The 15215-nt window shown below is 29.4% G+C and carries 17 protein-coding genes; all 17 read left to right on the top strand.

Translation table 11 applies throughout. From position 1 onward, the window contains the following. Positions 1 to 47: 47 nt before the first annotated feature. The 17 genes from ACJ6WR_RS03085 to ACJ6WR_RS03005 all read left to right on the top strand — a co-directional run bounded on the left by ACJ6WR_RS03085 (position 48) and on the right by ACJ6WR_RS03005 (position 15041). On the top strand, positions 48 to 758 hold the full coding sequence (locus tag ACJ6WR_RS03085; protein WP_409417018.1) for a hypothetical protein: 711 nt from the start codon (positions 48 to 50) through the stop codon (positions 756 to 758). 8 nt (positions 759 to 766) lie between these two features. Continuing rightward, the gene (locus ACJ6WR_RS03080) at positions 767 to 1372 is read left to right on the top strand and encodes a hypothetical protein (protein WP_409417017.1); all 606 of its coding nucleotides are present in this window, start codon (positions 767 to 769) and stop codon (positions 1370 to 1372) included. Between the two features lie 111 nt (positions 1373 to 1483). Next, the gene (locus tag ACJ6WR_RS03075) at positions 1484 to 2455 is read left to right on the top strand and encodes a hypothetical protein (RefSeq protein ID WP_409417016.1); all 972 of its coding nucleotides are present in this window, start codon (positions 1484 to 1486) and stop codon (positions 2453 to 2455) included. Positions 2456 to 2521: 66 nt separating this feature from the next. Then, entirely contained in the window at positions 2522 to 3325 is an 804-nt protein-coding gene (locus ACJ6WR_RS03070) for a hypothetical protein (RefSeq protein ID WP_409417015.1), read from the top strand. Between the two features lie 268 nt (positions 3326 to 3593). Next, positions 3594 to 4760, top strand: a complete 1167-nt coding sequence (locus ACJ6WR_RS03065) for a tetratricopeptide repeat protein (RefSeq protein WP_409417014.1) — start codon at positions 3594 to 3596, stop codon at positions 4758 to 4760. Between the two features lie 45 nt (positions 4761 to 4805). Continuing rightward, entirely contained in the window at positions 4806 to 5975 is a 1170-nt protein-coding gene (locus ACJ6WR_RS03060; RefSeq protein WP_039112694.1) for a hypothetical protein, read from the top strand. A gap of 21 nt (positions 5976 to 5996) precedes the next feature. Then, positions 5997 to 6509: a type VI secretion system TssO gene (gene tssO, locus ACJ6WR_RS03055; RefSeq protein WP_035627571.1), complete on the top strand. Its 513-nt coding sequence runs from the start codon at positions 5997 to 5999 to the stop codon at positions 6507 to 6509. A gap of 52 nt (positions 6510 to 6561) precedes the next feature. Further along, positions 6562 to 7011, top strand: coding sequence for a hypothetical protein (locus ACJ6WR_RS03050; protein ID WP_082001795.1), 450 nt, complete (start codon positions 6562 to 6564; stop codon positions 7009 to 7011). A gap of 24 nt (positions 7012 to 7035) precedes the next feature. Next, positions 7036 to 8409 carry a DUF5458 family protein gene (locus tag ACJ6WR_RS03045; protein WP_039112697.1) on the top strand — a complete coding sequence of 458 codons (1374 nt, stop codon included), beginning with the start codon at positions 7036 to 7038 and terminating at the stop codon, positions 8407 to 8409. Positions 8410 to 8512: 103 nt separating this feature from the next. Next, the gene (locus ACJ6WR_RS03040) at positions 8513 to 9037 is read left to right on the top strand and encodes a hypothetical protein (protein ID WP_039112698.1); all 525 of its coding nucleotides are present in this window, start codon (positions 8513 to 8515) and stop codon (positions 9035 to 9037) included. An 84-nt stretch (positions 9038 to 9121) separates the two neighbouring features. Beyond that, complete coding sequence (locus tag ACJ6WR_RS03035) at positions 9122 to 9835, top strand: hypothetical protein (protein WP_039112699.1); 714 nt, start codon at positions 9122 to 9124, stop codon at positions 9833 to 9835. Between the two features lie 11 nt (positions 9836 to 9846). Next, positions 9847 to 10278 (top strand): GPW/gp25 family protein, encoded by a 432-nt coding sequence (locus ACJ6WR_RS03030; protein WP_039112700.1) that lies wholly within the window; start codon positions 9847 to 9849, stop codon positions 10276 to 10278. A 171-nt stretch (positions 10279 to 10449) separates the two neighbouring features. Beyond that, on the top strand, positions 10450 to 10836 hold the full coding sequence (tssD, locus tag ACJ6WR_RS03025) for a type VI secretion system tube protein TssD (protein WP_035627552.1): 387 nt from the start codon (positions 10450 to 10452) through the stop codon (positions 10834 to 10836). A 156-nt stretch (positions 10837 to 10992) separates the two neighbouring features. Beyond that, entirely contained in the window at positions 10993 to 11388 is a 396-nt protein-coding gene (gene tssD, locus ACJ6WR_RS03020) for a type VI secretion system tube protein TssD (protein ID WP_039112701.1), read from the top strand. A 35-nt stretch (positions 11389 to 11423) separates the two neighbouring features. Then, positions 11424 to 13235, top strand: coding sequence for a type VI secretion system Vgr family protein (locus tag ACJ6WR_RS03015; protein ID WP_409417013.1), 1812 nt, complete (start codon positions 11424 to 11426; stop codon positions 13233 to 13235). Positions 13236 to 13237: 2 nt separating this feature from the next. Next, on the top strand, positions 13238 to 14590 hold the full coding sequence (locus tag ACJ6WR_RS03010) for a hypothetical protein (protein WP_409417012.1): 1353 nt from the start codon (positions 13238 to 13240) through the stop codon (positions 14588 to 14590). Further along, complete coding sequence (locus tag ACJ6WR_RS03005; RefSeq protein ID WP_409417005.1) at positions 14568 to 15041, top strand: hypothetical protein; 474 nt, start codon at positions 14568 to 14570, stop codon at positions 15039 to 15041. Before ACJ6WR_RS03010 ends, ACJ6WR_RS03005 begins: the two co-directional genes overlap by 23 nt. The last annotated feature ends 174 nt before the right edge of the window (positions 15042 to 15215 follow it).

The raw sequence follows: 15215 nt of genomic DNA, 5'->3' as shown, positions 1-15215 counted from the left end.
GAGTAAAATGTAATTACTAGCTGGTGGAATTTTATAAAGAAAATAATATGAAAAAAATAATGAGTGTTACTCTTTTAGTCTTGTTCTTTATTAATTGTAAAGATGTCGATAAATCAACTAAAATTAGTAAAAATAAAATTGGTAGTACTGGAAATTTAAAAGAGGAATGCATTATAGATTCAATAGAGTTGCAAACTTCAGAGTACAATGGGATTAGATTTTATACTGAAAATAAGTTGAGAGGTAAAGGAGTTATTTCAATTTCAATAAACCAAAAAATTGAAATTTTTAATATAGACAAAACTGTATTTGGTGATATTTCATTAATAAAAAATGATGATGAAACTTTATATAAAATAGATTTACCGAAAAAAGTAATAGTAAGAGAAATAATGCCTGATCAAGAAATTCAAGTTTTTAGTTTTGATGCAGAACTTCCGGAAACTGATAATAATTTTATAATCTTATATATAAACCAAGAGAGAAAGCTCATTGCTAAGAAAAATATTAAGTATACATTTCTTTCATGGGAAAAATATATTAAATCTTCATTTATACAATTAACATCAAATGTAAAAGATATTAGTAATGAGGAGAAAAATTACTGGTATCAAGCATTGCAAATTAAAGGGGATTCGATGAAGATAAAATCTATTAAAACAAGTTGTGAATATACGGAGAATTATAAAGATTTTACAAAATGGATAAAATGGAAAAACGATTCATGCAAGCTAATTAAATTTAATTTTTGTTATTAATTATTTCTATGTTAAAAAATAAATTGCTAATAATATTTACATGTTTTATTGTAATAAGTTGTAATAGAAAAAAAGAAAACACTATTAAACTAGACAATAATCAGAGTACAATCTTATTTTTTGGAGACTCTATTCTAGGTACGAAAAACTATTTTAAAAATTTAACTAAAGAAAAGGGATACACAATACTAAAAAAGCAAAATGATTTATATCAAAAGAGTTATTTAAATTTTGAAAACGGTGATATTTCTCAATTTAATACAGAAAACATTAATTTCAAATTTGAAAAACAATTTTTGAATAGTGAGAAAAAGTTTAGAATTGTTTTATACACATTTGTTGATAGTAAAAAGAAAGATTCAATTGAATTTTATAGAAATGTTGATGATTTAAAATATGAGCCTAGTAATTATACATGCTTGTCTTATTTAGATTTAAAAAATAAAAAAATTTGGCAAATGAAATATTTTTCCTCTCCAGTAGATAAATCTGTGGGTTACATTTTATATAAAAAAAACAAAGTAATGGAAAACGGAAAAATTGAAACAGATTCACTTTATTATCTGGATGAATCCCTAGACGTTGAAATGGAAAAATATAAACTTTATTATTAATTTAATAAAGGAAATGAAAAAATAAGGTCATTGACGTATTGAAAAGAAAAGCCCCAGTTAGTGAGAGTGGTATACTCTTGCTAATCGGGGAAATTATAAAATAATAATATTATGAAATTTTTAAAGATTGCAGTCATAATTATTTTTTTTGCATCATGTAAAAACAATGAAATAAAAAAAGATGTTCATTATGATAACGATAACAAAAATGAGATTATCAATAATTATGTTCAAACGGATTCAAAGAATATAATTGGTGTCTGGAATTGGAGATCTGATGATAAATCTCAACAATTTACAATACAAATAAAAAGAATTGAGAAGGATTCTGTATTTGGACAGTATTGTGCAGTTTATAATAATGGTAATAAACTTGATTGTGATGTTGATGATACAAATAACATAAAAGGTTTAATTGTAAAGGATAAAATTCAGCTAAGTTTCGATAGCTTTTTTGGAGCCAAAAATGGAAAGGCAGAAATTAAAATTTTTGAAAATCATATTGAGTGGAAAATTATAAAATCACCTAAAGGAGAATTCTATTCGCCTGAATCTGCAATTTTATATAGAAAAGGTGATAAAAGTGAGGTTGCCCAAAATAAAACTGATTTATCTCAAAAGAAAGTGAAACTTCCTTTTGATTATGAAAAATATATAGATTTATGTTACGTAGAAGAAAGTAAAGTTTGTGATGAAAATTTTCCTTTTTACAAAAGTGATGAATTGTCGGTTGTAACACAATTGATTAACAATAAGATAAATAAAAATACACCAGAGAGAATTTATTGTATAGATAATTCAGGTTTGGATTTTGAAACTTATGTTTTTATAATAAGAGATGAAGTACAAGATTATCTTTCAACTACTTATTTAATGAATGTGAGAAATAATAAAATTATAGCAAATCAACTAATTGGGCAATATCCTGATGGAGAAGCTCCAGAGGATGTATATGTTAGTAATCAGACTTATGTAATTAATAAGGATTTATCAGTTTCAGTTTTTGATAAAGTTTATAAGAAAAAAAATAAACTTTCGGCAAAATACATTGTCAATTCAGATGGAACTATACAGGCTTATTAAACTGATTTAACAAATTTTAAAATATATAAGTTCTTATGATTAAACGCAAAATGATAAAATTATAAAATGAGAAAACTAGTATTTATTTTATTTCTATTAGGTACGATGGCTTCCTGTAAATCAGAAGATAGTAGTGAAGATTATATAGGAATTTGGTTAGAGGTTAAACAAAAAGGAAATGAATTTGTACTTGTAGATTGTGGTTATGATGGAGAAAGTATAAAAACTTCGAGAGATTCAATTTTTGAAAAAGGAATAATGGAAGATAGTAATATGAAAATCGACCATGTAAAACTAAATAAAGACGGGATAAGTTTATTTACGGATAAATCAGAAAAATCATATTACAGATTTCAATGGATTGATAAAAATAAAGGTATATCTAAATGGGAAATCACATATGATGGATCGTCAACTGTTGTTAAATATTTTGTGAATAAATTGAATTTTAAAAGCATAAAAACAGTTGAAGGAACAAAAGCAGATTGCATTACAAGTGATGATGTTGGAGACTTAGCTAATGATTCTATTGATATTATAAATCAAGATTCTTTGGATATCTGGAGAGGAGTTTATCATTTTGAAGCAAGTAATAGAGATAATGAGAAAACGGTTTTTGATATTATAATTAAATCTCTAGACGATATATCTGTAAATATTGACGATGCCGGAAGCAAAGAAAAATATTTAGATATAAAGGGAGAAAAAGTTAGTGAGAATAAAATCAAAATAGCATACAATAAAGCATTTGAAGATGAAATGGGAGTAATATTTATAGAGGTAAATGAGGATAAATTTTATATCTCTGGAAACCCGATATATTTTATAAATCCTGGTAACAATGAATTTCCTTTAATGAAGATTAAATAAACCTATTAACAGATTTGCAATAAGCATTTTAAGAGAGATTATAAATAACGAACCCAATAATTAAATTCTAAAAATAGAACCTTAATAGGTCGTTATGAATAATTAATTAAGCATAAAATTATTTAAAGTAAATAAATTGTAAGGTAAAAATTTTCTGGATAATATGGGCTCATTGCGCGCCATTGCTTGTATTTAACCCAAATAAACTTATTTAATAAGTCTGTTCATGACATTTTAAAATTAATAAATAGTAAACAAATAATATAAAATGAAAATAAATTTTTTAGTACTCCTTTTAGTTCTTGCTTTTGGTAAAAATGCGAATGCTCAAGATATTTCCATACAAGTTTTATCTGCGGTAGAAAAAGATAAAGTATTAGACAATGCAGAAGTAATGATTCAACGAAATGGGGAATCATCAGCAAAAAGATTAACAAATGCTCAGGGTAAAACAACCATTAATGGAGGTTTTCAAGACGATTCGAATACTTTATTAATTATCAAAAAAGAAAACTATTCGACTCTTGTTGTAAAATGTCCATGTAATGATTTAACATATGCGTTGAGCCCGGTAATGAAAAACCTAGACGGAATGAGAATTGTTTTAAACTGGGGGAAATATCCGGAGGATTTAGACTCTCATTTAAGTTTTCAAGGCAATCATATATACTTTCAGCATAAGAAAGGGAATATGGCTAATCTAGATGTAGATGATACGGATAGTTATGGACCAGAAACGATAACGATTGAGAATAAAAAATTCGGAGAAGCCTATCATTATTTTGTTCACGATTATTCTAATAGAGAAGACATGAACTCTTCGCAACTATCGGCAAGTGGAGCAAAAGTATTTGTTTATGTAGGACAATCATTGGTTAAAACATATTACATCCCAAAAAATAAGAAAGGTAATGTGTGGAACTTATTCAAAATAAATGAAAATGGAGAAATCATTGATATAAATAATATCATTTCGAAAACGGAGCAAGAAGTAGGTATTGTTGAAACGTCTGGTGAGGATACCGAAGAACAAGTATATGTATCTAATGAGGACAGAAAAAAAGCACTTCAATTAAACACAAAGGGAGATTTAGCTTACCAAAGTAAAGATATAGATGGTGCTTTAAATTTTTACAAACAAGCTTTAGAGTACAATCCAGTTTTTGGACAAGCCTATGGTAATTTGGGACTTATGTATATTAAAAAAGGATATAAGGCAGAAGCTATTTATGCTAACAGGAAAGCAATAACCTATGCAGCAGGTAATTCTATTAACACAACCAAAGCTAGCGCATATTACAATATTGCTAAAATATTCGAAAACGATAATGATTTTGAAGAAGCATTAAACTATTACAAACTTGCCAAAGATTTAAAAGATAATGTTGTTTATGACAATGCAATAATTAGAGTAGAGAACAAAATAAGAGGATAAGAAATAACAAAATTATATTTCCAATAAAAAAATAAATAAAGAATTATGATAGAAAAACTGAATCATTTTCCCGTTAACTGGATTGATGGGATGAAGATAAACAAAAGTCATTTCTTATCGATGCAGGACAATGTTTCCGAATTGGTAAATGATGCAATAGGTATTCATACAACACCTATGAGTTATGGATTACTGGATTTGGGAAATCAGAACAGAGAATCGACAAAAATTACTTTAGGAATTGATAATCATAAACTACTTCGCGTACGTGTAGAGGAGTGTCATGCAATAACCCCAAATGGATCAAGAATCGAGATTAGTAAGAGTAATACAGATACATTAGACCTTCAGGTTCCTTATCCAGAGGATACTTATCAGATAAAAGAAGGAGAACAATTAGAATTGCTAGCCTGTATATCGGTTAATTCTAAAAAAAGAATTCCGTTTGGTGAGCCTGATCCAGATGAAGTTCCGCCAAGATATCCGTACACACAACCAGAATATAAATTACACTTAATTAAGGCCGAAGAATTTCGTTCAGGAATTGGGTATGGAGGATTTTATCTGGCAATCGGTAAAGTTTTGGTAGGAGATACTACTGTTCTGGATGAGGATTATATTCCATCATCAGTTACAGTAACCTGTCACCCAAAACTAGTTGATATGCAAGCACAAATTGCACGTTCGTTTGGACAGATAGAAATTTACTCAGTACAGATTTCTCAAAAAATTAACCGCGTTCAGCAAACAGGTGTTTTGGCACATACGATGATGCATTTGGCAGATAATACAGGATATTATTTAGGGAATTGTTTAACTCAATTTCGTTGGTTTTCGTTGCACCAGCATCCAGCAGCAATGTTAAGTACAGTGGTTTCTTTTGCCAGAGTGATGAAAAATTTTATCGATTCGAAATCTGGAGCAGGAAAAGAAGAGTTGCTAAACTATTTTGCTGAGTGGTGTGATATTTCGCAAGGAGATTTTGAAATACTGTTTACTTCACTCATAAATACAGGTTACGATCATGTACATATAGATAAAACAGCAGGTTTAACAATGACTTTTTTACAAAGAATAGAGAAGCTGTTTGAAACTTTGAGTAAGCTGGATTATATAGGGAAGAAAAAAGAAAATATCGAATTATTTGTTGCCGAAACAGACAAAAAAGATATTGTTCATAACCCGAAACGACATGGTTTCTTTATAAAAGATTAAAAAATAATAGTAATATAAATTATGGAAGTATTAAACAAATCAGAACGCCAGAAAGCATTTATAGCTTTTCTAGTAGCCTTTATTCTAACTTTTACAGTAATGTTAATTGCAGTATCGTTTAATTTTTATATGCCAATGGCAGAAAATAAAATGCTAAAGGCTGAGAATGAAATGATGAAAAGAGAGTATGATTATCAAACTAATTTTTCGGTAAAAATTGATAGTGTTCGAATGACGATTGACTCTATTAATTCGCCAAAAGTAGATAATGATTTTCAGCAACGTTTGGCTAATGTTATGATAGCCAATATTTATCAGAAAATACCAAAAGACACCACTGAAAATAAAAAGCTATATAACAATGTGATTTTGGCATACAAGAATATTATTGATTATAAAAAGCAAATTAGAAGTCTTACCCATAATTCTCATTTAATAGATAGTTTGAACCAATCGGCAAAAACATATAAAGAAGAGTTAGAAAAAGTAAGTAGAGACTTGGATGTTTGTCGTCAGATTTATCAAAACCAATAATAAGAAATTAGAGTAAAAGAATTAATAAACTAATCATTAAAAAATTAAAATTATGTTATCAAATTATGGAATTGGAGGTAATGAAGTAAAATTAGATGCAGATGAAGCAATCACTGCAATCCCTCAAAACAGAACACTTGTTGCTCAAAAACTAACTGTAGACGCACCTGTTAAGCCAGAATTAGTAGAAGGAATTACAAGTGTTGAAAAAGCATTTGAACATTTTAAACCAGAAGTAAAAGTGAATTTTGAAACTGCAGATGGAGCTACGAAAGTAGAAGCATTAAAGTTTAAAAATTTAGGAGATTTTGGTATAAATGGGATCACTGCACAGAGTAAATTTTTATCTGATCTGGAAACTGAAAAAGACCAATATCAAAAAATTATTCGTCAGTTAAAATCGAATAAAATCTTAAAAGCAGCATTAGAAGATGCTGATGCTAAGAAAGCTTTATTAGAAAGCCTTGGAACTCTAATTACAGAATTGAAAGAGAATAAATAAGAAATTTAAAAAAATATAGAAAGTATGGCAAATAAAGAAGCATATAAAAGTAATGACGTTGATACTGCAGTATTAGAGCGTAAAGTAACAGGAGGTTCTTCTATTGAAAAAAACGTTGAAAAACTAGCTAAATACGGTGGGTTTGATTTGTTAGAAATGTCTATTGAAGGAATTCAAAACCTTAATCCAGAGAGAAAAGCAAGAAGAAAAATTTTCCTTGGAGAAGTAAACAAAGCTAAAGAAAGAGAAACACTTTTAAAAACATTAGAACTTTGGGCTTCGGTTTTAAGTAACAATGAAGCTTTGACTGATATGGTGGCTCAAAGTGAAGACAAATGCAAAGAGTCTGAAGTATTATTAAAAAAGAATTTAGTAAAAGCTGTTGAAGATACAAGAGAAATCGAGGCTGCCTATAGAACTGTTGCTTTGTTTTTCAAAAATACTGAAACAGATAAAGTAAAAAATGTTACCATCGTAAATGCCGATTTAGAGCAATTAAAAGACCTTGATAACACTCGTTTTATTGATGCAATTCACTCAGAATTAGTTGATAACTACGATCGTTTAGATCTTAAAAACAACTATGGTATCCTTGTTATTCCAGGTTATTTAGGATCAAATAAAGTAATCGAAAAATGGGCAAAAATTGCACATGAAAACAAAGTAATGTTGGTTACAGATTTTGAACATTTAGATGAACCGGATGATGTAATGGAAATGTTTGATGCTGCTTCTTTAACAGGAGGAGATGTATATCGCTCAAATGTAATTATGACATGTAACTGGTTAGTAGGACGTGGAAGATTTGACCAAATTGGTGAAAACGAAGATTTACACATTGCTCCATCTGCAGCACTTGCAGGAAAAATTTACAAAACATTAATGTCTCAGGTTACTGCTGGTAAAAAATTCGGTGGAATCAATGAAGTTGATGGTGTAAAATTTGATCTTAAGAAAAGTGAAATTGCAAATCTTGAAAACTTAGGATTAGTTCCTATGGTAAACGAGTATGGTAAAGTAATGGCTTTCTCTGCAAAAACATTATTTAACGGAGACAACTTAGGATTACAAACGTATTCAGTAGTTCGTGTATTTGATTATGTGACTAAAGTATTAATGGATTTCCTTAATCGTCGTGCATTCGAAAACTTTACAGCTAAGACTCGTAAAGAGATAATGAACCAAATCGTTGCTTTCCTTGATGGTATTACAGGTCCAGACAAATTAATCGAGAACTTCGAGATTAGAAGATTTGAGCAAGATCCAATCCAAAAGGATAGAATATATATGGATATCCATATGAAACCATATTTCCCAGCCAAAAATTTCCTTATAAAAATGGATGGTCATAAAGGAGATGATGGAACAGAATGGGATACAGATTACGAACAAAAATAATTGTTGTATAGTAAATTCAAAAAAGGAAACACATATGTTTTGTGTTTCCTTTTTTAAACAAAATATTGATCTTTTGAATGATCAAACCAAATAATTCAAATTCATGAACGTACTTAAAATTTTACTTTTAATCGCATTATTTTCAATTTCAAGTTCGGCTAATGCTCAAAAAATAAGAGCAATTGATACTTTAAATTGCCCTATTTCGCAAAATGAATTATTGCTTTCGGGTAAACTTTTTGCAAGTGCGACACCAATTTTGCTACGTGTTTTTAATGAAGATTATGAATATGCAGTATTTCAACTTGGGAAAAGAAGAAGTAGCATATACTTATATTTTAAAATCTTCACAGATAATGTGTGTGTGAAACAACAGCAACCATTGGAAATTTATTTTAAAAATGGAGAAAGATATATCCTGAAAAATTCATTTGCTGTAAACTGTGATGGGACAGCTGCTTTGGAGCTCAGAAGAAGAGACATAAAGAAATTAATGGCCAATGATATTAATACCATCAAATTTTATACACTTAAAAGAGATTATGAATTTAGTCCAAGTGCTAACGATAATAAAAATATAAAAGAATATTTACATTGTCTGAAATTGTATAGAATCAAGAAAAAATAGAATGAATTTATAATTTCAAAATAGAGATAATAAGCACCATTCTTAAAAACAAAACTAAAGTTTAATTTATTTAAAAGACTAAATATGCCAATTCCAGAATTAAATCTCTCATTAGGACTTACAGACAATGATGGTTCTGTTTTTTATGCAGGAAGTGGCGAAGGTAAAGTTATTGTTCGTACAGATTCTGCATTGAAACAGCATACTATTAGTATTACAATCTCTGAACAGCAAATAGGATCGGTGAATTTAAAAACACACTTTAAAGGTGCTGAAATTCCTGCTGAAATTGAGATTCCAACGTATCAGATGATAGTTACTGATGATAAAACAGATGAAAAAGAAATATATAAAGTTACCCGAGATACCTATTTCTTTAAAGAACAAACTACCAAAAAAGGATTATGGAGCTTTTTGGGATTAAAATTTTTAGCCACTAAAAATTTCCTATTCGAAAATATTCCTTTTGAACCTTTAAAAGAAGAAATAGAGACATTTGATATTTCTAGATATAGAAAATTAAATCATGATGAACTTACTTATACTTTTCAAAAAGAAAATCAGAATATACAAATTTTTGCAGGAGATATAAATACGCTTAAAGTAGAAAAAGGAACAAGTTATTTTGTTATTGTCGATGAAAAAAAAGGACAACGCTTTATAGGAGATATTCTATATCGAGAGAAATTTTTAAAGCTTACGCCAAAGGTAAAGCTTCACGTAATTAAGAGAAAGCAAGTTTCGAAGGCTATGGAAACAAATAAGCAAGGACAAACAGATCGATTGATTTATATTTAAAAATTAAATAAATGAAAGGAGCTTTTTATAAACTGCCTATAGATTTTAATGCTATAATTCAGAAAAAAGAACTAGAAAAAACTTCTATAGAACATTCTATTGCCCAACAAGTAATATTGTTGGCAACAACCACTTTTGGAGAATGTAAATTTGATGAAACCTTTGGTTCTAAAATCTGGGAGATTGATTTTGATTTGTTAATGAATGAAAATACATTAAAAGAAATAATTTCTAAAACCATGAAACAATCATTACTTCTTCATGAAGGAAGGATTAAAGTTAATGAGCTTAAAGTGGAATTAACTGAGGCAAAATATGTAATTGATGATGTGAGCAGAGCCAAGAAAAGAGTCGATATTATTATTGAAGCAACAATAAAAAGTACTAATAGAAATTTTGATTTTAGAGGATATTTTTTTGTAGGACCATTATCTTATAAATAAAAGTTACTCGTCTGAGTACTAAATACAAGGGTTTAGCTATGTTTTGATTGCTAAATTCTTAAAATATTGATAATGTAAATAAAATTTTATTAAAAAATATATTATAATAAGATTTTTTTTATATATATTTACAGGATAAATAAATAAATTAATAATTAAAAAATTTTTATTATGTCGTTTTTAACATCGTTGTCAGTAGCCGGAAAGGACTACAAAGTATTAAATGTAAGTTATGATTTAGCTCAAGAAACTGATGCTTCTGGGCGTCCATCTACAGTAACACGTGGTGGTAGAATCATGATCGAAGTAGAATCAACTGGTAGCACAGAATTGTTCGAATGGATGACCAATAATTTCGAAAGAAAAGATGGGTCAGTAAAATTCATCAAACGTGATTCGAATGCTACTTTAAAAGAGTTGAAGTTCACAGAAGCTTACATGGTTAAGTACAAAGAGAATTTTGATCATAACAGTGCTACTCCGTTAACGGAAACTTTTATGATCTCAGCTCGTAGAATCTCGATGGGCGGAGGAGAATTTGATAATGCTTGGGTTTAATCCTTTGGACTTTATCAAACTTAATTAAGCTTGAAACTATTAAAGGAAGTCCATTTATTGGACTTCCTTTTTTGTTTTGATGTGACTACTTAAATCTTTTTTAAGTAGAAGCTTAAACCTTATAACACTACTTTTTAACAATCTAAAAATCTACAAATGAGTTTTTTATCAAAATTACACATAGACGGGGAAGAATATAATGTCCTGGAATTTAATATTAGTTTTAAACAAAAAATCGATACAACAAGTAAACCTACCGGTGATGCCAAAGGTGGTGTTATAAGAATGATTATCGAGGCAAGTCAGAATAGTCATTTTCTATCATGGATGTTAAATAGTGATTTAACTAAAGATGGAAAAATTGTTTTTTATAGAAGAGATGCTTTGAGCAAAATGAAAGAACTTACGTTTGTAAAAGCATTTTGTATAGGTTATGATGAGCAATTTACAAGCACAACCGAAGTACCAATGAAAATAACAATGGAGTTGGTAGCCAAAGAATTGACTTTTGGAGATGCTAAATTTTCAAACAACTGGATTGCTTTAGATTAATTGTAAAGGCTAATTAAAAACAAGGACGCATTATTATGGCACACTTTTCAGAACAAGTACATATATCTATAGGAAGTTTTACCCAAAACGTTGTTTATTATGATTTAAAGCTATCGCAAAAGATGGCTGATCATCATCATTTTTCGTTTATTTGGCAATACACAGGTAAAGCAATAATTAAACCAGCAGACCAAGCAAAAGCTTTAAGAGGTTACTTAGGAGATGAAGTTATTTTTACTTTTAAAAGCCTTACCGGAATAAGATTGATGAGTAAAGGTATCATTACAGAGCTTTCGTCTGTAGATCTTCATGGAAGCCCAGTGGGTTTACATGTAACAGGTGTGAGTCATAGTATTGTTCTCGATGATATGAAAAAAACAAGATCATATCAGGAACGAGGAATGGATGATATTGTACTTAGTATCTTAGCCGAAGGGCCAGGAGAATTTTATCAAAGAGATTCTATAAGATCAACTTATCTTAAGGAATTAAAATACATAGCACAGTATAATGAATCCAGTTTTGAATTTCTTAAAAGACTGGCAACACGTTATGGACAATGGTTTTATTTTGATGGTATGCGCATGCAATTTGGACAAACAAAAACTAGTAAAGTAAAACTCATCAATGGAGCTTCTTTACACAGTTTTAAGATACAGACCAATATGGTGTCGCACAAAATTTCCTTAACAGGTTATGACTATGAAAGTGGAGCTACAATACGTAATGCTGCTGCAAGAACTTCTGCGGGTAGTAAAGATAGTTTTTCGGCTATTGTAGGCTATAATCAAGGAACTGTTGCACAATCAGATTTAAGTATTAGTGCCTATACAACCAACGCACAGAATAAAGAAGAAATTGATGAAATGGTTACGTTGCAAACAGGAGGTAGCGATGCCAATAGTGTGTATTATAGCGGAATCTCTTATTTTCCTTTAGGAGTAGGTCAAGTTTTTACGATAGTAAATCAAACCGTAGAACATGAACTTATTGTTATAGAGGCCATACACCATTCTGAGGTTCACGGTAACTATTCTTGTGAGTTCAAAGCTATTCCTGCAGATGTTGCTGTACCACATTATACTAATGTACATGTTTTTGCTAAAGCAGAGAGTCAGCCAGCACAGGTAAAAGATAATAGTGATCCCGAAGGATTAGGACGAGTTATAGTACAGTTTTATGGAACAAGTGGCAATGCTGTAAGTCCATGGATACGTATGATACAACCTCATTCTGGTGCAGGAAAAGGATTTTATTTTATTCCAGAAATTGGAGAAGAAGTATTGGTAGGTTTTGAAGGAAATAATGCCCAGAATCCTTACGTAATAGGAACACAATACAACGGACAAGATAAAAGTGGGTATGCAGATGCTCAAAATAATATAAAAGCTATTCATACCCGTAGTGGGCATATAATCAAGTTTACAGAAGAAGAGAGCATAATAATTGCAGATCAAAACGGTAACGAAATACAACTCGATACTGTAGGCGGAAATATAAATATTACCGCATCAAATACAATAACAATGAATGCTACTAACATTATTATGAATGCTTCTGAAAATGTTACTACTACAGCAGGAATGAGTATTATGGAAAGTGCAGGAGCAGACAAAACTACTATGGTAGCAATGATGCTAAATACTAGTGTTGGAGGAGATAATATGCTAAATGTGACGGGGAACTTCACGGAAAATATTCAAGGTAATTTAGAATCTCATACCGCTAAGGAAAGACAAGAGGTAGCAAGTAAAGAGTATAACATGCATAGTTCGGAAGATAAAGTTTCTGTAAAATCTTCTAAAGAGTTACAACATCATAGTGGCGAAACAACTAAAAATGGTTAATCATGTCTAGAATAAGGATAGTAGGCGGGAGTATAACAAAAACAAGTAAAGGAGCAACAACAATAGAAGTTCTAGATGGACACTTTATCTCATCTGCAGCTAAGCAAAATATTTGGGATGGTGGAGAAAAAGGAAATACCTATCATGAATATAAAGCTCCTGAAAAAAAGGAAGTAAAGGAAGGTGTAAAAGAAATTGAACGATTAACTCCATTAGACTTTGGTTCTACAAATGATAAAACCGGAGGACTTAACAATGAAGGAATGGTTTTTGGGAAAACGTATCAGTTTAGAGTAAAAAGTTATGTCAAAGATGCTCCTAAAAACAAATCTGATATTAAATGGCTATTAAAATATCATAATTTATCAGAAAATAAATGGAAAGAAATTCCCTTACCTGTAAAAGGAGATAATGTAAAAATCACCATGAATAATGAAGATTTATGTGGTCGTTTTGTTAATGTTCGTGCTTATATTAAAGATCACGAAACTGAGGCTAACCTTCAAGTTTGGAAGCATAATAGGTTTAGGTGGTTTGATAGAATGGTAATAAATGATGAAATCACTGAGAGAGTGGATAATTTTAAGCCTTGGTTAATAAATCAATCAGGAACTTCACTCTGTGGGATGGCATGTATTTTTTATGTATTTGCAAAAGAGCAACCACAAGCGTATAAAAAATTTGCAAAAGAGCTTTTTAGGACTGGTGTTGCTACTTTTAATAATTATACTGTGACACCAACTATAGATATTTTAGAAAGACAACCATTTTTACCTAAAAAAATACTTAATGAAGGTAACTTTCCATGGCACTGGGAATGGGTTGGAGGTAATCAAATAAAAGTTAATATGCCATTGATTGATTATGTTACAATGGCCGGAACTAGGAATACAGATAACAAGAAGTATAAAGGAGGAGAAGAAGAATTTCAAGCAATTAATTGGCCTCCCTTCATGACCTCTTTAAGTGAAATTCTTTTAGGATACAAAGACGTGAGTTCAAAAGGTGTTTATAATCCCGTAAAACCTTTGGTTTTTACTACATTAGATGTTGAGAATAAGATTAACGACATAAATAAACAATTGAGTTTAGGTTATAAATTAATTTTAATGATAGATTCTGATTTAATTGACGATAGGTGGGATATATCATCTATGGACTTACATTGGGTAGTTTTGGAATCTCCAATAGTATGGAATTATATACCTGGTTTTTTTGGAGCTAAAAAAGATGAAATAGATTTCAAAGTTTATACTTGGGGAACAGATCCGAATGGACATAAACGATATTTAAAAAAGAAAATAACGTCAAATCACTTTATGGCTAATTATAATGGATATATTAAAGTTAAATAGAATAATATGCATATTATTTTTTGTTTTGTTGGGTTGCAATACAAAAGAAAATAATAATTGCAATATTTATGTAGGAGCTGGAGAAGGAGTTTTAATTTCTTTTGATAATCATTCAAGAAAATATTCTGAAAAAGATTTACAATCTCTTAAAATACTTATTAATAATAAGAATATTAGATATACTAAATGGGAAGGAGGATATCATTTATATTCAAATAATTATAATATCAGTTTGTCTGAAAAAGTATTATTAAAAGATACTATAATTATTAATATTAAAAGTGATATTATTAAAATATATGATTTTATTAATATTACCGAAGAAGGATTTAATGAAAGTCATAATAAAATTCTAGTTTGTCGCTATTGTAAATCTACAATGAATAATCAAAAAATGGAAGATTATGGTAATAACATTATTATAGTAGATTTTGAAAAATTAAAAGAATGATACATAATGAACATTGATTTATTAAATCAATGTTCATTTTTTTAAATGACAAGTTATTGAAGAAGAAGCGAAAACTATATATCATTAAATGAGGAAAATGAAAATTTTATAATTATTATGGTAATGTTTTTTTTGAGTAATTGTCATGCTAAAGTTATCCATAGTTATTCTTCT

Source organism: Flavobacterium sp. PS2 (assembly GCF_046250155.1).
Taxonomy (GTDB): Bacteria; Bacteroidota; Bacteroidia; order Flavobacteriales; family Flavobacteriaceae; genus Flavobacterium.
This window is presented reverse-complemented; position numbering and strand designations above follow the sequence as displayed.